Below are 20969 nucleotides of genomic sequence, written 5' to 3' on the forward strand. Positions count from 1 at the left end.
ATACCAAATGACAGACGATTTGAGATACTTCTTTCGACGTCTCGTTAACCTTCGTTATTAGCTGTAATAGCTAAATGCCGGGAAGGCTCTACCCGTTCACGCAAGTTTTCATCACGCCGTTCCTTGACGGAGCGGGCTGGTTATAGGATACCGCTAGATATCCCGCTCTTGGCGGGGGTGGTGGAATGCGGATAATATGCCGCGAATGTGGAAATGCTGAAGCGGCAGTGAGGCTTGGAGAAGCGCTCGGCGCTTCAGGGCAGTGGCAAGGTATCAGGCATGTATCGCGCCCTAACACGCGACATCGAGGTTGTCGTCGAACCTTTTTATCTGGAGGAGCAATCCGATCCGGACGACGATCGCTATGTCTGGGGATACCGCATCGTCATATCCAACCATTCGAAGAAGGCCGTGAAGCTGGTGACACGCTACTGGCACATCACCGACATGAATGGCATGGTGGATGAGGTGACGGGGCCGGGCGTCGTCGGCGAGCAGCCGCATCTGAAACCCGGCGATACCTATGAATATTCATCGGGCTGCCCGCTGGATACGCCGTCAGGCATGATGTTCGGCCATTACCAGATGGAAACGGACGACGGAGAGCAATTCCATGTCAAGATCCCCGCCTTTTCTCTGGATACGCCCAACCTGTTGCGCACGCTGAACTGAGCCGACAAAATCGGCACCGTCAGGCCGCCTCTATCTCCGACACGTCGAAGCGATACGTCGTAGAGCAGAATTCACAAGTGACGGCGATCTCGCCATTCTCCTGGCTGGCCTCGATCTCCTCGGCCGTGAAGCCCTTCAAGACGCCCTTCAGCTTGTCGCGCGAGCACGAACAGCGGTCATAGACGGCCTTCGGCTCGTAGACGCGTACGCCACGCTCGTGGAACAGGCGATAGAGAAGGCGCTCGGTGCCAACCTGCGGATCCGTCAGCTCATCGGCATCGATGGTTTCCACCAGGCTGCGTGCCTCCGCCCAGGCATCGTCTTCGACATGATCGCGCACGCCGGTATCGCCATCGCCGCCATGCAGGTCCGGCTGACGCATACGCTCGGGCGCTTCGGGCAGGAACTGCGCGATCAGGCCACCGGCCCGCCAGCGGTGACGCGGCTTGCCGTTCTCATCACGGTCGAAAAGTTCTGCCGCCCCCAGACGCACGCGCGTCGGGATCTGCTCCGACTGACGGAAATAGGTGCCGGCAATCTCTTCGAGCGAGGCGCCATCAAGCGCGACAATGCCCTGATAGGGCTGGCTGAAACGGCCCTGATCGATGGTGAAGGCGAGGACGCCCTTGCCGAGCAGCTGTTCCGGCTCGGTCCGGCCTTCGGCGACTGCCTTTTCCAGTGCTTCTTCGTCGAAACGGGCATAGGCGCGAACGTTTTCCGGCGTCGTGAAATCGGCAACCAGAAGGTCGACGGGACCGTCGCCCTTGGTCTGTACGGTAAACTTGCCTTCGAATTTCAGCGACGTGCCAAGCAGGACGGTCAGGACGATGGCCTCCGCCAGAAGGCGTGCAACCGGCGTCGGATAGTCATGCCGGGCAAGGATCGCGTCCAGCAGCGGACCGAGCTGTACGGCACGGCCGCGCACGTCCAGACCTTCCACCTGGAAGGGAACGACATGATCGTCACCGGCGAAATCAAACTGACCCAGCGTTGCGGCATTTTCGGCCATTGCTTTACTCCTACTGCGCCCGCGCCCTTGAGACGCGGTTTAATATCTTCAGATCGCGCCCAGGCACCAAGCAAGAATCGACTTTTGCGCATGAAGGCGGTTTTCCGCCTCATCGAAGACAACGGATTGCGGGCCATCGATCACCTCGTCCGTCACCTCCTCCCCGCGATGAGCAGGCAGGCAATGCATGAACAAAGCGTCTTTGCCGGCCTGTGCCATCAAAGCCTTGTTGACCTGATAGGGCTGGAAGACGTTGTGACCGCGTGCCCGGTGCTCCTGATTCATGGAAACCCAGGTATCGGTTACCACGCAATCGGCGCCGGCGACCGCACGGTCTGCATCATGCGAGAGCATGATTTCGGCGCCCTCGTTGCGGGCCCAGTTCAGATAGTGATCCTTCGGCTCAGAACCAAGGGGTACCGCCATATTCATGCGATAGCCGAAGCGTGCCGCACCCTCGATCAGCGAATGCAGCACGTTGTTGCCGTCGCCCGTCCAGGCAAGCGTCTTGCCCTTGATCGGGCCGCGATGCTCCTCGAACGTCATGATATCCGCCATGATCTGGCAGGGATGCGTATCGTCGGTCAGCGCGTTGATGACCGGAACGGTCGCATGTTCCGCTAGCTCCAGCAGGCGCGAATGATCGGTCGTGCGGATCATGATCGCATCGACATAGCGCGACAGCACCTTGGCCGTATCGCCGATCGTTTCGGCGCGGCCAAGCTGCATTTCGGTGCCGGAGAGGAACAGCGTCTCGCCGCCCAACTGTCGCATGCCGACATCGAACGAAACGCGGGTTCGGGTGGACGGCTTCTCGAAGATCATCGCCAGCATCTTGCCGGCGAGCGGCTTGTCGGCAGTGCCGGCCTTCTGCGCGCTCTTTCGCACGATCGCGTCATCGATGATGTTGCGCAGATCGGCAGCCGGAACGGCAGAGAGGTCGAGAAAGTGTTTCGGAGAAGCCATGTCCTTACCTGTGCTCCAGAAAAAACAATAACGCCCGCGTGGGGCAGGAACGCCCCGTCAGCGGGCGTTGAACTCAAGCCGATTTCTTGGTGCGGGCAGCGCGCGCACGCTCGGCGGCACGCTCCAGGCGGGCAAGACCTTCGCGTGCTTCTTCGGCGGTGACGACCAGCGGCGGCAGAAGGCGGATGACGTTATCGCCGGCCGGCACGCCGAGCAGATGCTCGGCACGGATAGCCTGCAGCAGCTCTGCCTGCGGAATGGCCGCCTTGATGCCGAGCATCAGACCTTCGCCGCGAACGTCCTCGATGATGTCAGGAAAACGATCCTTGAGCGAGGCGAGCCCCTGGCGGAAGACCAGCGAGACATCGCGCACATGCTGCAGGAAGCCTTCGGCAAGCACGATATCGAGAACGGCATTTCCGACCGCCATGGCGAGCGGATTGCCGCCATAGGTGGAACCGTGGGTGCCTGCCTTCATGCCTGAGGCGGCTTCTGCCGTCGCAAGGCATGCACCGAGCGGGAAACCGCCGCCGATGCCCTTGGCGACAGCCATGATATCAGGCTTGATGCCGGCCCATTCATAGGCGAAGAGCTTGCCAGTGCGGCCGACGCCACACTGTACTTCGTCGAGGATCAGCAGCAGGCCATGTTCGTCGCAGATCTCACGCAGCCCGCGCAGGAATTCGTTGGTGGCCGGACGGATGCCGCCCTCGCCCTGAACCGGCTCGATCAGGATTCCGGCCGTCGCATCCGTGATGGCGGCGCGCACGGCATCGAGATCGCCGAATTGTACCTGATCGAAACCCGGTGCCTTGGGTCCGAAGCCCTCGATATACTTCTCCTGGCCGCCGGCGGCGATGGTCGCGATGGTGCGGCCGTGGAAGGCGCCCTCGAAGGTGATGATGTGGAACTTTTCGGGATGCCCCTTGGCGAATTGATAGCGCCGCGCCGTCTTGATGGCGCATTCCAGCGCCTCGGCGCCCGAATTGGTGAAGAATACCTTGTCGGCGAAGGTCGCTTCCGTCAGCCGCTTCGACAGCTTCTCCTGACCGGGCACCTCGTAGAGGTTCGACAGGTGCCAGACCTTGTCGGCCTGGGCCTTCAATTCGGCGACGAGATGAGGATGGGCGTGACCGAGCGAGTTGACCGCGACGCCGGCTGCGAAATCGAGGTAGCGCTCGCCATTTTCGGTGACCAGCCAGACGCCCTCGCCTCGCTCGAACCGTAACGGAGCGCGCATATAGGTGTCATAAAGCGGCGTGGTCTCGGCCATGGCCATATCTCCTGATCACAACTTTAAGGACCGATCGCTTCGATTTGATGAAACGGGTCCGAAAAAATCAAAAATGCCGCCTTGCGGCGGCCCGGGCACTATTGATGTTTTGCATCGCGATGTCAACAAAACTGGCGTTTTAGCAGGTGCGAGATAGCGCTTGCGGGCAAAAGAGATAGGTTCGGCGGCGCCTATTGCAGAAATGCCACGCCTAGGCAGCAAGTTGGGGAAAACCTCGAAATCGATTCCTCAAGATTCTCGCGACTCTTGTCACGGAGTCAGCCTCACACTAGGTTAAAAAGCAATTGCTAGACTGCATGCGGCGGAACTAGTCACCACAATTTTAGAGCGTTTCGCGCCTCGTTCCCATGCGAGGCAATGGTGAGGGATTCTGCCATCGGAAACGCGACAGCGGAGACAGGGCATGAATTGGACAGACGAACGCGTCGAGAAGCTGAAAAAGCTATGGTCCGAAGGGTTGAGCGCCAGCCAGATCGCTGCGCAGCTCGGTGGCGTGAGCCGTAATGCCGTTATCGGCAAGGTGCACCGCCTGAACCTTCCTGGCCGAGCGAAGGCGGGCGGCACGGCAACCGCGACGCGCACGCCAAAGCGCAGTGCCGCGGCTCCCCGCGCAACGACCTACGGCTCGCGCGTCGCTACCCGCACCGTGGTCGCCCGCCAGCAGGGTGCAACCATGCTGAAGGAAGAGATCGAGATAGATTCCGTCAATGAAATTCAGTATCGCCCGGCATCGAACGTCGTCGTTCCGATCTCCCGCCGCCTCGGCCTGACGGAGCTGACGGAACGCACCTGCAAATGGCCGGTCGGGGACCCGCTGAAGGACGACTTCCACTTCTGCGGCAATGACAGCCCGGATTCGTCCCCCTACTGCACCTATCATCAGCGCATGGCCTACCAGCCGGTGCATGACCGCCGTCGCAACAACGGCTGAAAGTTACCGCAAGACAAAGAGAAACGGGCCCCTCGAGGCCCGTTTTTCTATTTCCGCCGCTATTTAGTAACACCCGAGCGGCGAGCCGCTCAGGCTTCCATGGAATAGCCCGCGCCGCGAACGGTGCGGATGACATCCTGCATATTGGAGAAATTGAGCGCCTTGCGCAGACGGCCGACATGGACGTCGACCGTGCGTTCATCGACGTAGATATCGTGCCCCCATACGCCATCGAGCAGCTGCGAACGCGAGAAGACGCGGCCTGGCGAGGACATCAGGAACTCCAGCAGGCGGAATTCTGTCGGCCCCAGCCGGACTTCGCGGCTCTTGCGGTGGACGCGATGGGTTTCGCGGTCCAGCTCGATATCGCCGCAACGCAGCACCGTGGAGAGAACCTCCGGGCGGGCGCGCCGCAGCATCGCCTTGACGCGGGCCATCAGCTCCGGCGTCGAGAACGGCTTGACGACGTAATCGTCCGCGCCGGTCGAAAGTCCGCGCACGCGCTCGCTTTCCTCGCCGCGAGCCGTCAGCATGATGATCGGCAAGCGCTCCGTCTCCGGCCGCATACGCAGCCGGCGGCAGAGCTCGATGCCGGACACGCCGGGGAGCATCCAGTCGAGGATCAGGAGATCGGGGATGCGCTCCTGGAGACGCAGCTCGGCCTCATCACCTCTGAGGATCGTGTCGACCTCGAAGCCTTCGGCCTCAAGATTGTAGCGCAGCAGAACGCTAAGCGCTTCCTCGTCTTCTACAACAGCAACTCTCGGAACCATGCGCCTATGGTCTCCTTTCTTCGCTTCCAGATTATTCCGTCACTGCGCCGACGGTGTTGGCGGTATCGTCCTTCGGGCGCTCGCCTTCCGGCTGAGCACCGGTCGCCATGTAATAGATCGTCTCGGCGATGTTGGTGGCATGGTCGCCGATGCGCTCGATGTTCTTGGCGCAGAAGAGAAGATGCGTGCAGGTGGTGATGTTGCGCGGATCTTCCATCATGTAGGTCAGCATCTCGCGGAAGAGCGAGGTGTACATGGCGTCGATTTCCTCGTCGCGTTCGCGGATCGACACGGCCTTATCGGGCGAGCGGGTCGCGTAAACATCAAGAACTTCCTTGAGCTGGCTCAGTGCCAGTTCGGAGAGGTGTTCGATGCCACGAGCGAGACGACGCGGCACGCCCGTGCCCTGAACGGCGATGACGCGCTTTGCGGTATTCTTGCCGAGATCACCGACGCGCTCCAGATCGGAGGCGATGCGGATCGAGCCCATGATTTCGCGCAGGTCCGCTGCCATCGGCTGACGACGAGCGATGGTGACGATCGCCTTGTCACCAACTTCGCGCTCGGCATGGTCGAGAACGACGTCGTCGGAGATGACCTTCTGGGCCAGGGCCGCGTCGCTGTTGACGAGAGCGCGTACGCTGTCGCTAACCATCTGCTCGGCCAGGCCGCCCATTTCGGCAATGCGGCGCGTCAGAAACTTCAGGTCTTCGTCATAGGCAGAGAGAATGTGAGTGGAGACCATTTTTCTATCCTCAAGTGAACTGTGTGAAAGGAGCCGCGCGCCTGCCATCATCAACCAAAACGGCCCATGATGTAATCCTGCGTGCGGAAATCGTCGGGATTGGTGAACATCTTATCGGTGTCGTTCTCCTCGACCAGGTGGCCGAGATGGAACATTGCGGTACGCTGCGAGACACGAGCGGCCTGCTGCATGGAATGCGTCACGATGACGATGGTGAAATTCTCCCGAAGCTCGTGGATGAGATCCTCGACCTTGGCGGTTGCGATCGGATCGAGCGCAGAGCACGGCTCGTCCATCAGGATCACCTCCGGGCTGACCGCAACGGCGCGCGCGATGCAGAGGCGCTGCTGCTGGCCGCCCGACAGGCTCGTGCCGGCGTCATGGAGCCGATCCTTCACCTCACCCCAGAGACCGGCCTTCTGCAGACTGGTTTCGACGATATGCTCGAGATCGGCCTTCGAGCGATGCAGGCCATGGATGCGCGGGCCGTAGGCGACATTCTCGTAGATCGACTTCGGAAACGGGTTGGGCTTCTGAAAGACCATGCCGACGCGGGCGCGCAATTCCACGACATCGATGCTGTCGTCGTAGACATCCTGATCGTCGAGCGTGATCTTGCCGGTGACGCGGCAGGTCTCGATCGTATCGTTCATGCGGTTGAGGCAACGCAGGAAGGTGGACTTGCCGCAGCCGGAAGGGCCGATCAGGGCCGTGACCGTATTGGCGCGGATCTTCAGATTGACGTCGAAGAGCGCCCGCTTGTCGCCGTAGAACACAGAAACGTCCTGGCCGATCATCTTGTAAGGGATCGTCGTCATCTTCTTGGCCAAGGCTCTTTCGCTGGCAGCTTCCGTCATCATGTTCATTTCGTGCGCCCTCCCTTACCAGCGCCGCTCGAAGCGGCGGCGCAGCAGGATGGCGCCGATGTTCATCGCGACGAGGAAGAAGAGGAGCACGATGATGGCGCCGGACGTTCTTTCGACGAAGGCCCGCTCGGCTTCGCTCGCCCACATGTAGATCTGCACCGGCAGCGCCGTCGAGGGATCGAGCGGCGATGCCGGATAATTGGCAACGAAGGCGACCATACCGATCAGAAGCAGCGGCGCGGTCTCTCCGAGCGCATGGGCAAGCCCTAGGATCGTGCCCGTCAGAATGCCAGGCATCGCGAGCGGCAGAACATGATGGAAGACCATCTGCATGCGCGATGCGCCAAGACCGAGCGCTGCGCTGCGGATCGACGGCGGCACGGCACGCAAGGCCGAGCGCGTGGCGATGATGATCATCGGCAGCGTCATCAGGCTCAGTACAAGGCCGCCGACCAGCGATGCCGAGCGCGGCAGCCCCATCATGTTGATGAAGACCGAGAGACCCAACAGGCCATAAACGATCGAGGGGACGGCAGCGAGATTGTTGATGTTGACCTCGATCAGATCCGTCAGCCGGTTCTTCGGGGCGAACTCTTCCAGATAGATCGAGGCGGCAACGCCGACCGGCAAGGCAAGTACGAGAACGGTCAGCATCAGGTAGAGCGAGCCGATCAGCGCGACACCAAGCCCGGCGGCTTCCGGCCGGCTCGAATTGCCCGACAGAAAGAGACCGCTGTTGAAGGCCTTATGAAGCGCGCCGCTTTCGCTGAGTTGCTTCATCCATGCGACCTGGCGGTCGGAAATCTTGCGATCCTTCTCGCTGACGGTCAGATCGATCTGCCCCTTGTTGGCGGAATCGATGTTGGCGCTGGCCAGGAATGTGACGCTCTGTGTCGTCCCTATGATAGAGGGGTTGGCAACGACTCTGTCGCGCAACACGATCCTGGCGCTGTCCGACACCATCGCCATCGCCTCGCGTACAAGCGTGCGATTGGCCGGATCGATGCCAAGCGCTTTCACCAACGCATCGCGCACCAGTACGGGGTAATTGGCAGCGATCAGCACCTTCGGATCGTTCATGCGCTTACCCGTCGGGTCGATTACCTTCTCGGTGAATTCGATCGGCAAGGTGATCGAAGTCTGGACAAAGGCGGTATAACCAGTGCGGACCACGGTCGAGACCAGGATGATAAGGAAGACGAGACCGAAGATGACGGCGGTCATCCCATAGGCGCGAAAGCGACGCTCGGCGGCATAGCGCCGCTTGATGCCGATATCTCGGTGCACAGACGCACCCGGCGTCAGACCGCGCGGCATGTTGAGCTGAGAGGAAGATACGACGCCGCTCATTCGTATTGCTCCCTGTATCGACGGACAATGTAGAGCGCATAGACGTTGAGGCACAGCGTCAGGCAGAACAGCGTGATGCCGAGGGCGAAGGCGACGAGCGTCTGCGGCGAGGTGAATTCCAGATCGCCGGTCAGCTGATTGACGATCTTCACCGTGACCGTCGTCATCGGCTCGAAGGGATCGAGCTGCATGCGCGCGGCAACGCCTGCGGCCAGTACCACGATCATGGTTTCGCCGATCGCCCGCGACGCGGTCATCAGCAGCGCGCCGACGATGCCCGGAAGAGCCGCCGGCAGGAGCACGCGCTTGACCGTTTCCGACCGCGTGGCGCCGAGGCCCAAGGAGCCGTCGCGCAGCGAGCGCGGCACCGCCATGATGATATCGTCCGACAGCGACGAAACATAAGGGATAAGCATCACGCCCATGACAAAGCCAGCCGTCAAAACGCTCTGCGCCTCGATGAAGCTTCTGTAGTTTCCGGTCATCAGCCCGTCTATCTCGGCGGAGATATCGCGCAGGAAGGGGCCGACTGTGACAAGGGCGAAGAAGCCGTAGACGATCGTTGGAATGCCGGCCAGAACCTCCAGCATCGGCTTGGCGATGGAACGGACGCGAGCCGAGGCATATTCGGCCATGTAGATCGCGGCAAACAGGCCAATAGGCACGGCAAAGAGCATGGCCACGAGCCCGATATAAATCGTACCTGCCAGGAGCGGGATCAGACCGAAGGTGCCCGAGGTCTGCGCGCCGGCGCCGGTGAAGCGCGGGTCCCAGACGGTGCCGAAGAAGAACTCGCTGGCCGGCACTGCGCTGAAGAAACGCGCCGCCTCCGAAAGCATGGAAACGACGATGCCGACCGTTGTCAGCACCGCAATGGAGGAGGCAACGATCAGAGCTCCGAGAATGACCTGCTCGACCCGGTTGCGGGCGCGAAAACGCGGCGCAATCGCGCGAAGACCATGGACTGCGCAAAGCAACGACAGGACGATCGCCGCTACCGACATGATCATGCGGCTCAATTCACGCATGCCATTATATCTATTCGCGGCCTCGATCATGTAGCCCGTGGGGCGTACGGCGAGTGGAACGCCCTTCTGCGCCAACAGCAACTGAAGATCGGCCTTGCCGCCATCAACGTCGGCAAGCTCCTGGCTATCGAGCATGCGCATGCCACGGGCGATGCTGCGCACCATGCCGTAGCTGAGATTGAGCTCAGCCGGCGGCAGAGACTGAACCTCCTCGGGAAAGGATTTGGTCACCAGGCGGTCGATGACGATGGGACTGACGATCAGCCAGGCGCAGATGAGTGCCAGGGGCGGAAGTACCGCCCATATGGCGGCATAGGCACCGTGATAGCCGAGCCGGGAATGCATGGACGAAGACCTGCCGCCCGACAGCGCAGCCGCCCTCACTCGCCCCAGCACGAAAGCGGAGGCGCCGAAGACCGACAAGCAGAGCAGCAGCAGCGATACACTCATTCCCATTCCCCGGCGAACCCCGGGGCAGCGGAAAGCCGCACCGGTGCCCGACCCTTCAGCAGTCACATGATCTTCCCGCCCGCGAAGTCCTTGCGGATCTGGTCGCGCTCAGCATCCGGCGCCGGCACGAGGCCATATTCCGCCAGCGGGCCGTCCGGTCCGATCATCTGATCGCTCGTGAAGAAATCGACATATTCCTTGAGCCCCGGGACGACACCCAGATGGGCTTTCTTGACGTAGAAGAACAGCGGTCGCGATACCGGATAGGTGCCATCGGCGATCGTCTGGCCCGAGGGTACGATGCCGCTGACGGTGGCGACCTTCAGCTTGTCGGCGTTGTTCTGGAAGAAATACAGGCCGAACACACCGATGCCATGCTTGTTGGCATTAATGCGGGCCAAGGTCTCGGGATAGTCGCCATCGATATCGACTGCGGCGCCATCCTTGCGCACGGCAATGCATTTCTTCGCCTGCTGAGCGGCATCCGAGAATGCTGCCTTGATGACATCGGCCGCGCCGGAAGCCTTGCAGCCGGCAGCAAGCACCTTCTCTTCGAAAACTTCGCGCGTGCCATGCTTCTCGCCCGGAATATAGGCGGCGATTTCAAAATCCGGCAGCGATGGATTGATCTCAGACCACTTCTTATAAGGATTGGCGACGAGCTTGCCGTCGACGACGACCTCGGCAGCAAGCGCCTTGTAGAGATCGACCGGTTCGAACCTGATATCCGGATTGCTCTTGTCGAAGGCAAAGACGATGCCGTCATAGCCGATCTTGACCTGCTGGATGTCAGCGACACCGGCAGCCTTGCAGGCTGCGACTTCGCTGTCCTTGATCGGACGAGAGGAATTGGCAATGTCGATCGAATCCGTTCCCACACCCTTGCAGAATTCCTTCAGGCCGGCTCCGGAGCCGCCGGACTCGACCACCGGGGTCTTGAAGTTGGTGAAGGTCTCGCCGAAAGTTTCGGCCACGATCTTGGCATATGGGAATACGGTCGATGAACCGGCGATCTGAATTTGATCGCGAGCGGTTGCAGTGCCGGCAAGGGCAACCGATGCAACCAGCGCAAGAATGGATATTTTCAAAGCATTCACAACGAATCCCCCTGATGAGCTTTGAAGAGCGCCGAGGTGGAGGCCACATCCACTTTTTCAGCAGTCCATTCTTACTGGCGAAAACACCGCCCTTTTATGTCAGGCGAGTGAAACAATTATGACAGGCTATATGCCTGATATAATTTGGATAAATCGCCACCTAAACCGGGGCAGGTAGAGCTTGTCAGAAGCGAACCGTAAAGTCGGTTCCCTTTCCGACTTCCGACTTGACGATCAGTCTGGCGCGATGGCGGGTCAGAATGTGCTTGACGATGGCAAGCCCGAGACCGGTTCCCTTCTTGGACCGGCTATCCTCAACGTTAACGCGATAGAAGCGCTCGGTCAGGCGCGGCACATGTTCTGCGGGTATCCCCGGCCCCTTGTCCGAGACGACGACCTCGACGGCCTGGCCGGCACCGTTCAGCAGCGAAACCTCGACCGACTTGCCTTCCTGGCCGTATTTGCAGGCATTCTCGATCAGGTTTTCGAAGACCTGCACCAGCTCGTCGCGATCGCCCAATACTTCCACCTTGCCCGCCGGCAAATGCAGATTGATGCTGACATCGAGATCACCGGCCAGCGGCAACAGGGAGTCTCGCACGTGGCCGAGCAGGGGCACCAGATCCACCTTCTGATCCGGCGCGATATGCGACTTCAGCTCCAGGCGCGACAGCGACAGGAGGTCGTCGACCAGCCTGCTCATGCGCGTCGTCTGATCGAGCATGATGCCGAGGAAACGCTGCTGCGCCTTCGGATCGGCTTTGGCAGGTCCCTGGATCGTCTCGATGAAGCCTCGCAGCGACGCCAGCGGCGTGCGCAATTCGTGGCTGGCATTGGCGACGAAATCGGATCGCATGCGGTCGATGTGGCGCAGCTCCGATATGTCGCGGAAGGAGAGCAGGAAGAGCGCATCTTCCTGCCTGTCGATCTCCGGCAGATCAATCGGCGCGATGCGGACGACATAGACCCGTTCCGAAGGCAGGCGCTCGGAGTGCTCGATCTGGTTCGGCGTATTGGTCGCGATGGTCTCGCGCACCATGTCGAGCAGACCCGGCGAGCGCAGCTTGGAGGAAATATGTGCGCCGATCGGAAAGGCACCGAAGGCTTTTTCGACGGCCATGTTCTGCACCAGCACCGATGCCTCTCGGTCGATGATCAGCACTGGCATATCGAGTGCTGCCAGTCCTGCAAAGGCGGTGCGGAGCAGGGCTTGCGCATCAACGGACGGAGTCTCGGCCTGCGACGGAACCTCGACCCGCTCGACGAGCGGCGGGCGAAGCAGTGTGACTATCATGACAATCGCCCAGATCCAGAATACGGCGCCGGTATTGATGCCTTCAAACAGGGCGAGTGCGGCAATCAGCGTCGCCAGAACCAGGATGGCGCTCTCCTGCCGCAGCCGAACTGCCAACCTCCTGACAAATGACCATTCGTCTTCCAACTGCGCCGTCCTTCGCCTGCCATCATGGAACGCTGGATTCCGCGTCTTATCTGCGATTCATGACAGAAGTATTCGGCTCTATCCACAGAAGCCAGTAACTGACAAAAATAAATGTAGCCGGCAAAGGAGGGTAGCCGTAAAGGGCTTGAAACTATTGAACAAAAGCTCCAGTTTCCTGGCCAAGCTTTTTTACCGCTGCCAGCGGTAGGGTTAACGCCGTGTAAACAGCCGAGGAGCCGACATATGGGGGAGAAGACAGAAAGCCGGGCAGTAGAGTTGGATATCCATGGCATCAAGCGCATATTCGATGTCGATGACCCCGTGCTCCCAAGCTGGATCGAAGACGAGGCGCTGACCTCGGGCGGCTATCCCTACAAGAAGAAGCTGAAGGAAGATGAATATCTCGACGAGCTGAAAGCGCTGCAGATCGAACTCATCAAGGTGCAGTTCTGGCTGCAGGCGACCGGCAAGCGAGTGATGGCGCTCTTCGAGGGACGCGACGCGGCCGGCAAGGGAGGCTCGATCGCCGCGACGTCAGCCCATATGAACCCCCGTCTGGCGCGCGTGGTGGCGCTGACGAAGCCGACCGATCGCGAGGCCGGGCAATGGTATTTCCAGCGCTATGTCGCCCAGTTCCCGACGGCGGGCGAATTCGTGCTCTTCGACCGCTCCTGGTACAACCGCGCCGGCGTCGAACCGGTCATGGGCTTCTGCACGCCGCAGCAATACGAGCAGTTCCTAAAGCAGGCCCCAAGGATGGAAAAGCTCATCGTCCAGGACGGCATCTACTTCTTCAAATTCTATCTCGATATCGGCCGGGAGATGCAGCTGAAGCGCTTCCACGATCGGCGCCACGATCCGCGCGCCGTCTGGAAACTTTCCTCGATGGATATCGCCGCCCTGCCGAAATGGAAGGACTATAGCGAGAAGCGCGACCGCATGCTGAAGGATACGCATACGGACCACGCACCCTGGACTGTCCTCCGCGCCAACGACAAGCGGCGCGCACGCCTGAATCTTATCCGTCACATTCTGCTGACGCTCGACTATGACGGCAAGGACAAGGAAGCCATCGGCAAGGTCGACGACAAGATTCTCGGCATGGGATCGGCTATCCTTGCCTGACGAGGTCGAGGCATCGCCCCGGGGTTATTGCCCGGGCAGGACGCGGATGGCGTAGATATTGATGCCGCGTGCCTTGCCGTCGACATCGCTATTGATGATGAGGCGTCCCGAACCGGTCGGCGCCATGGCGCGATCGAACTTGACCTGGAACAGCGAGTCCGTTTTTTGCCGGCTGACGGTGAAACGGTGCCGGCCGCAACGACCGAGAGAACCGAAATCGCATTCCACGGTGATCTGCGTCGGCGCATCCGAGGTGGACTGCAATGTCAGCGCGACCGTCGAAGCCTTGCCGGCCATCTGCTGCAACACATTGACGGGCACCTCGACCGAGCCACTGCCGTCTGGACCGCTGCTGAGCGAGGTCAGCCTCACGGCCGGCCCTTCGTTTTCCGATACATTCTCGGCCTTCGATTGCGCGCTGGCGGTAACCTTCGGCGCGTCGGTGGGCTTCAATACCTCCAACCATTCCGCGGAGAAGCTGTTCTGCGGATCGATGGTCGCAAGGCCCGGATTGACCGGACCGCTATTGTCGTCCTGGTCCGAGGTATCGTCATCGTTGCTGTTGCCGCTGAAATCCTGCGAATCGACATGCGCCGGCGGATTGGGCACGCTCGTATCCCTCTGGGATGCAGACATTAGCAAGCCCGAGGTCTTGATCCACCAGGCACCGACGCCGAGGAAGGCCAGCAGAATGCAGAAGACGAGCAGGCGCGAGAAGAACTTGCGCGGCTTGCGGCGCACGGCCGCCCGCTCCGGCTTGAAATTCATCGACCGCGGCGTCGGCGCATCAGCCGTCGGCCGCACATCACTGTCCGCCCCGAGATGATCGGCGGGGCCGGCGCGCATATCGCCGAAATCGTCTTCACGTGCCGCCAGCTCGGTCGAGGTCGGCTCGGGCGGAACGGCCGGGCCTGCCGACGTTGGCGGATCACGTGTTTCTCCGCGCACGCTCATGACAGGCTCCTGCGGTCGTGCCGCTGCCTGCCTTGCATCGGACCTGGGTACGGAAGAAGAAACATGCGGAGCATCCAGCTCCGGTGAAACCGGCATCGCCTGCATGGGGCGGGCGCGTTCGTCAGCCTCAATCTCGCGGATCGTCGCCTCCAGACGCTGGCGCTGGGCGGCGATGAGGTTGATATCGGTAATGTCCTGCTTGCGAAGGCCGGCTTCCAGAGCCTGCCGCGCCGATTGATAGATGCGAGCCCGAATTTCCGGATTGGCGCGATCAGACCGATCCAACGCGCTTCTGATAGCCGTTTCTAATCCGCTCACATCCGATCCTTTACGCTCACTCGCAACATACGCGCATACTCTACCGATAAGGCAGCCATATTTTCATCATCCGTTAACCGGATTCGGTAACGCCCCGTTCTGCAATACGCAAGCCTCCGCCTTGGGTTAAGGGCACTCGGGCGGGGATAAACGGCAAAGACGACGCAAATGGGGTGGAGGTGAGGCAGTGGGCAGTAGGCAGTGGGCAGTAGGCAGTAGGCAGTAGGCAGTAGGCAGTAGGCAGTAGGCAGTAGGCGAAGGTATCGGACCGGGGCGGTCAAGCGCTATTACTGTTGCCTGTTGCCTATTGCCTACTGCCTTTCCCTGCCTCTTCCACCCTCTTCCCCTCTCGATAGACATCTGCTATCCCTTTTGACGTTTTCGTAAACGTCAAAAGGGATGATGTTCATGGCCCTCCCCTCCATCCTGACCGAGCGTCTGCGCCTGCCGGTTGTGGCTTCGCCGCTTTTCATTATCTCGCACCCCGCTTTGACGCTCGCGCAATGCAAGGCCGGCGTTGTCGGCTCCTTTCCGGCGCTGAACGCACGTCCGGAAAGCCAGCTCGACGAATGGCTTGCCATGATCACAGAGGATCTTGCCGCACACAATGCCGCAAATCCGGACCGTCCGGCAGCTCCATTTGCGGTCAATCAGATCGTCCATACGTCGAACAAACGCCTCGAGCACGATCTGATGCTTTGCGTGAAATACAAGGTGCCGATCGTCATTTCCTCGCTCGGCGCCGTGCCCGAGGTGAACGCCGCCGTGCATTCCTATGGCGGCATCGTACTGCATGACATCATCAACAACCGGCATGCCAATTCGGCGATCCGCAAGGGTGCGGACGGGCTGATTGCCGTCGCTGCCGGCGCCGGCGGCCATGCCGGCCAGCTTTCGCCCTTCGCGCTGGTGCAGGAAATCCGCGAATGGTTCGATGGGCCGCTGCTCCTGGCCGGCGCCATCGCCACCGGCGGCGCCGTCCTGGCCGCCCAGGCGTCCGGCGCCGATCTTGCCTATATCGGCTCGCCGTTCATCGCGACGGAGGAGGCCCGTGCGGTTGACGCCTACAAGCAGGCGATCGTCGAAGGTTCCGCCGCCGATATCGTCTATTCCAATTATTTCACCGGCGTTCTTGGGAATTATCTGAAGCCCTCCATTCGCGCCGCCGGCCTCGATCCGGACAATTTGCCAGAGGCCGATCCTTCCAAGATGGATTTCGAGGCCGCCACGACCGGCGTGAAGGCCTGGAAGGATATCTGGGGGGCCGGCCAAGGTATCGGCGCCGTCAAATCCATCCAGCCCGTATCCGCCCTCGTCGACAGGCTTGAGAGAGAATACCGACAGGCGCGCGCCCGACTGGCACTTTGATCGGACGCGAAAGGCGGTATTTTTTCACAAGCATCTCGCTTTTTTGCCAATTGGCAATTTGAGCGCTTGAAATCTCGCCACATAGACTGTATCAGCGCCATGCAAATCGCGGGGCCGAACCGAATGCTCCGCAGAATGCCGCTTTAGCTCAGTCGGTAGAGCACATCATTCGTAATGATGGGGTCACGTGTTCGAGTCACGTAAGCGGCACCACTTATCCTGTCTGCCCCGAATACCCTCAACTCTATTCCAGGCATCGCCAGTCCTCAGCAAGTTCGCCCGCGCCGTCGACCAAATTTGCCGCGAGAAGTATCGATCCTGGCGTGATTGGTCAGCGCCCCACTCAGGCGCGATTTTGCTGATATCGCAGGCGTGCGGGCGAAGATTGATCACATATGCCTCAAAGCGGCCGGCGGATTAAGAAAGTTAAATGCGCGCCCAGTGGCAAAAGGGCCAAAACAGCCTCTGCCTTGACGGAGTCTGCTATCATGAACATCGTGCCGCACTTCTCTCCCATCCGCGTCATTCGCAACGGTTCCGGTGAAGCGAAGTCCGTAGGCTCGGCCGAGGAAGTCTGGAAGACGCTTCTCGATGACTGGCCTTCGGAGGAAGGCGACTGCTTTCTGTCGGCATTGCTCATCTGCATCGACGTCCAGCGCGGCTGGCGAGCGCCTGAGGAAGCGCGCGTCGCCTTCATTGCCGCAGCGGCCGAAGCGGGAGTTCCCTTGCTGTCGTGACGGCGCGGATCCGGCCGACGGGGCTGCGGAACATTCCAGCCAACGGCACGTTGACCGCGGAAGGAGAAACTCATGGCCCAATGGTGGAGCAAACCCGTAATCGTCGAGACCCGCAAAACGGGCGACCGGCTGGTGATATCGAATGCGGAACGCGCCATGGAATACATGGCGAAGGAGTGGCCGACGCTCGAGGACGGGCAAGCCTACAGAACCGCCAGAAAAGCGCTGCTGGACGCGCATGAGGGTAAGCTTGACGCGGAGAAAGCCAGGGAGGCCTTCATCGCGGCTTTGCAGGAAGGCGACATCTTTATTTTCGAGGATTGAGCCTGCATCGGCCCATGATCGGCCGGTCGGCCGCTGCAATCATCTCATGTCAGGCGCCGAACGGCAGCGGCCTTATTGAGCCCGCATCGGCGACGGGGGTGCCTGCCGATCATAGGCCATGACACCCAAAGCGCGGCGCGATCTTTCAGATTCGCTTTTCGCGCTTCAGATCTTTGATTTTGCGCATGTCATTGTCGCAAAACCGCTGCGCATTTTTACGCGACATGCTTCAAAGCCGTTTCAGCGAGAACGAAAAATGCCCGTGGGATTCCAAGGTCATGTATTCGAACTGCCAATGGAAATCCTTGCAGAACTTGGTGCAGGCTTCGACCACGCCATATGGAATGGCATCGACGACATTGCCGGTGCAGAAGTCGTGGCCGGCAATGCGGCCGTCCTGCTTGACCTTGAAGTGGCTGATCTGCAGTTCCTCCAGAGTCGTCTCGTAGCTGTGATTGGTGTCGACATAGACCCAATCGAAAAAGCTGTTGGGAAATTCAGAAAGCCGGACGGTGGAGTAGCCCTGGACGATGCGCAGGCGGCCTTGATCCAATGCGCCGCGGAATTTTGACCTGATCTGCTCCAGGCCCTCCTGATAGCGGGGCGTATCCCACGCGTCGATCAGGTAAAGCTCTCGCGGCGCGTTCTTTTCAAAAATCTCGGCGGTGAAATCGCCGAAAGCCGCGCCGATCTCGGCGCAGACGCCGCCATGCGGCAGGCGGTGCAGCAGCTCGCCGCGATCGGGCAGCAGTCGGGCATTTTCCATGTGATGCAGGCCGAGCTGCGTATGCGGCATGCCGCTCTTGTACTGAAATCTCGAGTCGCGCGTTTGCATTTGGCGGCGGATACCTTCGATATTGGCTGAAGGGCAGATCGCATGGACGACCTGCTTCTGGACCGTGGGTGCTGTAAGTCTTGGCATTCATGGCTTGCGTCAGGCATTCGAGCCGATCGCAAATGCCGGCCCGCGAGACGGCCCCCTCTTTCGAAACGCTCCATCGACGGCTGTAAATGGGTCGGCCGCCGGCAACGAAACAGCTTTCGCGCGCAATCCGTTGAATGCATGCGATTAGCACAACCAAAGATTCAGCTTTTGGTGGTTCCGTGCGCCTTAGGATCATATTCTGGGGATGCATCATGAAAATTGCCGTTGGCGTGGCGACATGCGGTCGCAAGGCGATTCTGGGGGCGATGATCGAGAGGCTTGCCGGACAGGCGCGCAAGCCGGATCATCTCTTCCTGTGCCCGGTCAAGAGTGACGACATCGACACGGAACGCTTAGGTTCTGCGCCTTTTCCGGTGACGATCGTCTCCTCACCGCAGGGAAGCTGCCCGCAGCGCAATGCCATCATCGATGCGGCCGTCGGCATGGATGTGGTCGTATTCTTCGATGACGATTTCTTCCCGGCAACGAACTATCTCGCAGAAACGGAAGCCCTGTTCGAGGCGGATGAGGAGATCGTCGTGGCGACCGGCGAAGTCGTCCGCGACGGTATCCTTGGACCGGGCCTGACGGCGGACGAGGCGGACGAGGCGCTCGCAGCCGATGCCACTCCCTTTCCGGCGCCAACGATCGAGGACACGCACAACGCCTATGGCTGCAATATGATTTTCCGCCGGAAGCAGATGCTCGCAAACGGCATCTATTTCGACGAGGATCTGCCGCTCTATGCCTGGCAGGAGGATGTGGATCTGTGCCGGCGGCTGCGTCCTTTCGGCAAGATCGTCAAGTTCAATCGCCTGCGTGGCGTCCATCTTGGCGTCAAGACTGGCCGCACATCGGGCTTGCGCCTTGGGTACTCCCAGGTCGCCAATCCGCTCTATCTCGTCAAGAAGCGCTCGGTCTCGCTGAAATGGGCGCTGAAGCTGATGGGCGGCAATATCGCCTCGAATGTTGTCGGCTCCGTCAACCCACCGCCCTATATCGACCGGCGGGGTCGCCTGCAGGGCAATCTCCTCGCGGTCGGCCATTTGCTGAGCGGATCGCTCGATCCGAAATACATTAATCGGATGTGAACGCCGCAATCCGGCAAGAATCCCATGCGCGATAAAAATTGAAGTTCGGCGTTCGGACGAACCTGTTCCGTGGTAATGGTTGAAACCGGCCGCACATCCGGTGGCGTCCGTTATTTTCCATCCTTATTGAATATCGCTTCAAGGACATCTCCATGATTCACGTACTCGCCATCCTCACCGCCCATCCCGGCAAGCGCGCCGAAGTGCTCGAAGCGTTCCAAGCGAATGTTCCGGCCGTCCACGCCGAAGACGGTTGTATCGAATATACCGCCGTCGTGGATGTCGAAGGGGCCGATCCGGCCTTTGGGCCTGACACCTTCGTCGTGGTCGAGAAATGGGAAAGCCTGGCAGCGCTGAAGGCGCATGCCGCTTCCGCGCATATGGCTGCCTACGGCGAGAAGGTGAAGCATCTGATGGCCGATCGCGCCGTTCACGTCCTGAACCCGGCGTGAACCTGTCGCTGCCGGACAGCTTCTGATGTCATCATGAAACGGCGCCCGGAGGCGCCGTTTTGCCAGCGGCCAGGCCGTCAATTGTGCGAGAAGTGCGGCTGGCTGTAATAGCGCCAGTGGCCACCCCCGCCGTGCCATCCGCGATGGCCGCCGGCATACCAGCCGTGATGGTATCCGCGCCCGCCATACCAACCGTGGTGGTGGCGATAGCCGCCATAGCCGCCGAAAACACCGAATACCCCTAAAGGATAGTAGGGCTGGTAATAACCGTAATAGGGTCGGTCATAGCCATAATACGGCGCGTAATAGCCGTAATAGGGGCGATAGTAGTGATGGCGGTAATAGTAGTGGTGGTGATAATGCCGATGGACGAACACCCGATGGTGGTGCCCATGGTGATGGGGACGCGCCTCGGCATAGGTTGCCGGCAACACGACCATACCTAGCGCAACCAGCGCTGTTGCCAGAATTTTCATTTCCAGCCTCCTTCAATGCCGGACGTAAACGCTACTCGTATTACTCGCGTCCTCCGGACGATATAGTAAACGCAACAGCGCCTTCGAAAGTTCCGTTATCCCTTGGAGAGCAGGCGTTTTCGCGACATCGCCATAGGTCCGTCTAAGCACGATCACGCGCTTGCCGGCTGAGGGTTTCAACCGGTATCGTCAAGAGGAAATGAGGAGGAGGCAACGGATGGCACAGTCGCAAAAACGGCGCCCCAGGGCGCCGTTTTCATACCCGCCTACAGCCATCAGGCATGCGAGAAATGCGGCTTGCTGTGCCAGCGATGATGGCGATGTCCATGCCCCCATCCCTCATGGCGATGCCAGCCATGATGATGAGGGCGATAGTCGCGATGGTGATGTTGATGCCAGCGGTGGTGGTGATGATCACGCGCCTCGGCATAGGTAGCGGGTAGAACAATAATGCCTAATGCGACGAGCGCAGTTGCAAGAATTTTCATCTATGGTCTCTCCTTGGGTGCCGAACGAGCCCCCCGGCTGCGTACGCCCGGACTAACCTAACCCACCTAAACGCGAATATGCCACGTTT

22 protein-coding genes and 1 tRNA gene are annotated in these 20969 nt (G+C 60.2%); 9 read left to right on the forward strand and 14 right to left on the reverse strand.

Annotated elements, in window-relative coordinates; genetic code table 11:
- The first annotated feature begins 279 nt into the window (after positions 1–279).
- Positions 280–672, forward strand: coding sequence for a Co2+/Mg2+ efflux protein ApaG (gene apaG, locus JJQ51_RS07225; RefSeq protein ID WP_113332090.1), 393 nt, complete (start codon positions 280–282; stop codon positions 670–672).
- A gap of 19 nt (positions 673–691) precedes the next feature.
- On the opposite strand, the gene JJQ51_RS07230 is transcribed toward apaG, so the two are convergent.
- The 3 genes from JJQ51_RS07230 to JJQ51_RS07240 all read right to left on the reverse strand — a co-directional run bounded on the left by JJQ51_RS07230 (position 692) and on the right by JJQ51_RS07240 (position 3920).
- Positions 692–1681: an Hsp33 family molecular chaperone gene (locus JJQ51_RS07230; RefSeq protein WP_145633431.1), complete on the reverse strand. Its 990-nt coding sequence runs from the start codon at positions 1679–1681 to the stop codon at positions 692–694.
- 48 nt (positions 1682–1729) lie between these two features.
- Positions 1730–2647, reverse strand: a complete 918-nt coding sequence (argF, locus tag JJQ51_RS07235; protein ID WP_069611241.1) for an ornithine carbamoyltransferase — start codon at positions 2645–2647, stop codon at positions 1730–1732.
- A 73-nt stretch (positions 2648–2720) separates the two neighbouring features.
- Complete coding sequence (locus JJQ51_RS07240) at positions 2721–3920, reverse strand: aspartate aminotransferase family protein (protein WP_113332020.1); 1200 nt, start codon at positions 3918–3920, stop codon at positions 2721–2723.
- Between the two features lie 424 nt (positions 3921–4344).
- On the opposite strand from JJQ51_RS07240, the gene JJQ51_RS07245 reads away from it, so the two are divergent.
- Positions 4345–4872 (forward strand): GcrA family cell cycle regulator, encoded by a 528-nt coding sequence (locus tag JJQ51_RS07245; RefSeq protein WP_113332019.1) that lies wholly within the window; start codon positions 4345–4347, stop codon positions 4870–4872.
- An 89-nt stretch (positions 4873–4961) separates the two neighbouring features.
- Here the strand turns inward: JJQ51_RS07245 and phoB are convergent, their stop codons facing one another.
- The 7 genes from phoB to phoR form a co-directional block, all read right to left on the reverse strand.
- Positions 4962–5645: a phosphate regulon transcriptional regulator PhoB gene (phoB, locus tag JJQ51_RS07250; RefSeq protein WP_004128368.1), complete on the reverse strand. Its 684-nt coding sequence runs from the start codon at positions 5643–5645 to the stop codon at positions 4962–4964.
- A gap of 31 nt (positions 5646–5676) precedes the next feature.
- Entirely contained in the window at positions 5677–6390 is a 714-nt protein-coding gene (phoU, locus tag JJQ51_RS07255) for a phosphate signaling complex protein PhoU (protein WP_015338719.1), read from the reverse strand.
- A 50-nt stretch (positions 6391–6440) separates the two neighbouring features.
- A complete protein-coding gene (gene pstB, locus JJQ51_RS07260) occupies positions 6441–7256 on the reverse strand; it encodes a phosphate ABC transporter ATP-binding protein PstB (protein WP_113332018.1) in 816 nt (271 codons plus the stop codon).
- 15 nt (positions 7257–7271) lie between these two features.
- Positions 7272–8606, reverse strand: a complete 1335-nt coding sequence (gene pstA / locus JJQ51_RS07265; RefSeq protein WP_442967287.1) for a phosphate ABC transporter permease PstA — start codon at positions 8604–8606, stop codon at positions 7272–7274.
- Positions 8603–10084 (reverse strand): phosphate ABC transporter permease subunit PstC, encoded by a 1482-nt coding sequence (gene pstC / locus JJQ51_RS07270; protein WP_269244450.1) that lies wholly within the window; start codon positions 10082–10084, stop codon positions 8603–8605. Before pstC ends, pstA begins: the two co-directional genes overlap by 4 nt.
- Positions 10085–10146: 62 nt before the next feature.
- The gene (locus tag JJQ51_RS07275; RefSeq protein ID WP_113390036.1) at positions 10147–11181 is read right to left on the reverse strand and encodes a substrate-binding domain-containing protein; all 1035 of its coding nucleotides are present in this window, start codon (positions 11179–11181) and stop codon (positions 10147–10149) included.
- Positions 11182–11365: 184 nt separating this feature from the next.
- Positions 11366–12622: a phosphate regulon sensor histidine kinase PhoR gene (gene phoR, locus JJQ51_RS07280; protein ID WP_145633438.1), complete on the reverse strand. Its 1257-nt coding sequence runs from the start codon at positions 12620–12622 to the stop codon at positions 11366–11368.
- Between the two features lie 243 nt (positions 12623–12865).
- Here phoR and ppk2 point away from each other — a divergent pair, with 243 nt between their 5' ends.
- Positions 12866–13747, forward strand: coding sequence for a polyphosphate kinase 2 (gene ppk2 / locus JJQ51_RS07285; RefSeq protein ID WP_069611233.1), 882 nt, complete (start codon positions 12866–12868; stop codon positions 13745–13747).
- 24 nt (positions 13748–13771) lie between these two features.
- Here the strand turns inward: ppk2 and JJQ51_RS07290 are convergent, their stop codons facing one another.
- Entirely contained in the window at positions 13772–15019 is a 1248-nt protein-coding gene (locus JJQ51_RS07290) for a hypothetical protein (protein ID WP_152093738.1), read from the reverse strand.
- Between the two features lie 408 nt (positions 15020–15427).
- Here JJQ51_RS07290 and JJQ51_RS07295 point away from each other — a divergent pair, with 408 nt between their 5' ends.
- The 4 genes from JJQ51_RS07295 to JJQ51_RS07310 all read left to right on the forward strand — a co-directional run bounded on the left by JJQ51_RS07295 (position 15428) and on the right by JJQ51_RS07310 (position 17448).
- Entirely contained in the window at positions 15428–16387 is a 960-nt protein-coding gene (locus JJQ51_RS07295; RefSeq protein ID WP_269244451.1) for an NAD(P)H-dependent flavin oxidoreductase, read from the forward strand.
- Between the two features lie 137 nt (positions 16388–16524).
- Positions 16525–16600: transfer RNA gene (locus JJQ51_RS07300), tRNA-Thr, on the forward strand.
- Between the two features lie 275 nt (positions 16601–16875).
- The gene (locus JJQ51_RS07305; protein ID WP_162746365.1) at positions 16876–17124 is read left to right on the forward strand and encodes a DUF982 domain-containing protein; all 249 of its coding nucleotides are present in this window, start codon (positions 16876–16878) and stop codon (positions 17122–17124) included.
- Between the two features lie 72 nt (positions 17125–17196).
- Entirely contained in the window at positions 17197–17448 is a 252-nt protein-coding gene (locus tag JJQ51_RS07310; RefSeq protein ID WP_069611230.1) for a DUF982 domain-containing protein, read from the forward strand.
- 229 nt (positions 17449–17677) lie between these two features.
- Here the strand turns inward: JJQ51_RS07310 and JJQ51_RS07315 are convergent, their stop codons facing one another.
- Entirely contained in the window at positions 17678–18283 is a 606-nt protein-coding gene (locus JJQ51_RS07315; RefSeq protein WP_069611385.1) for a class I SAM-dependent methyltransferase, read from the reverse strand.
- A gap of 302 nt (positions 18284–18585) precedes the next feature.
- Between JJQ51_RS07315 and JJQ51_RS07320 the strand changes: the two genes are divergently transcribed.
- Together JJQ51_RS07320 and JJQ51_RS07325 are read left to right on the forward strand one after the other, a co-directional pair.
- Positions 18586–19464, forward strand: a complete 879-nt coding sequence (locus JJQ51_RS07320) for a glycosyltransferase family 2 protein (protein ID WP_113332010.1) — start codon at positions 18586–18588, stop codon at positions 19462–19464.
- A 152-nt stretch (positions 19465–19616) separates the two neighbouring features.
- On the forward strand, positions 19617–19916 hold the full coding sequence (locus JJQ51_RS07325) for a putative quinol monooxygenase (protein ID WP_092708861.1): 300 nt from the start codon (positions 19617–19619) through the stop codon (positions 19914–19916).
- A gap of 77 nt (positions 19917–19993) precedes the next feature.
- Here JJQ51_RS07325 and JJQ51_RS07330 read toward each other — a convergent pair whose 3' ends face one another.
- Positions 19994–20392 (reverse strand): hypothetical protein, encoded by a 399-nt coding sequence (locus JJQ51_RS07330; RefSeq protein WP_186450305.1) that lies wholly within the window; start codon positions 20390–20392, stop codon positions 19994–19996.
- A 275-nt stretch (positions 20393–20667) separates the two neighbouring features.
- On the reverse strand, positions 20668–20880 hold the full coding sequence (locus JJQ51_RS07335) for a hypothetical protein (protein WP_269244453.1): 213 nt from the start codon (positions 20878–20880) through the stop codon (positions 20668–20670).
- Positions 20881–20969: the final 89 nt, after the last annotated feature.

Source organism: Rhizobium sp. AG207R (genome assembly GCF_027109195.1).
Classification (GTDB): domain Bacteria; phylum Pseudomonadota; class Alphaproteobacteria; order Rhizobiales; family Rhizobiaceae; genus Rhizobium; species Rhizobium dioscoreae.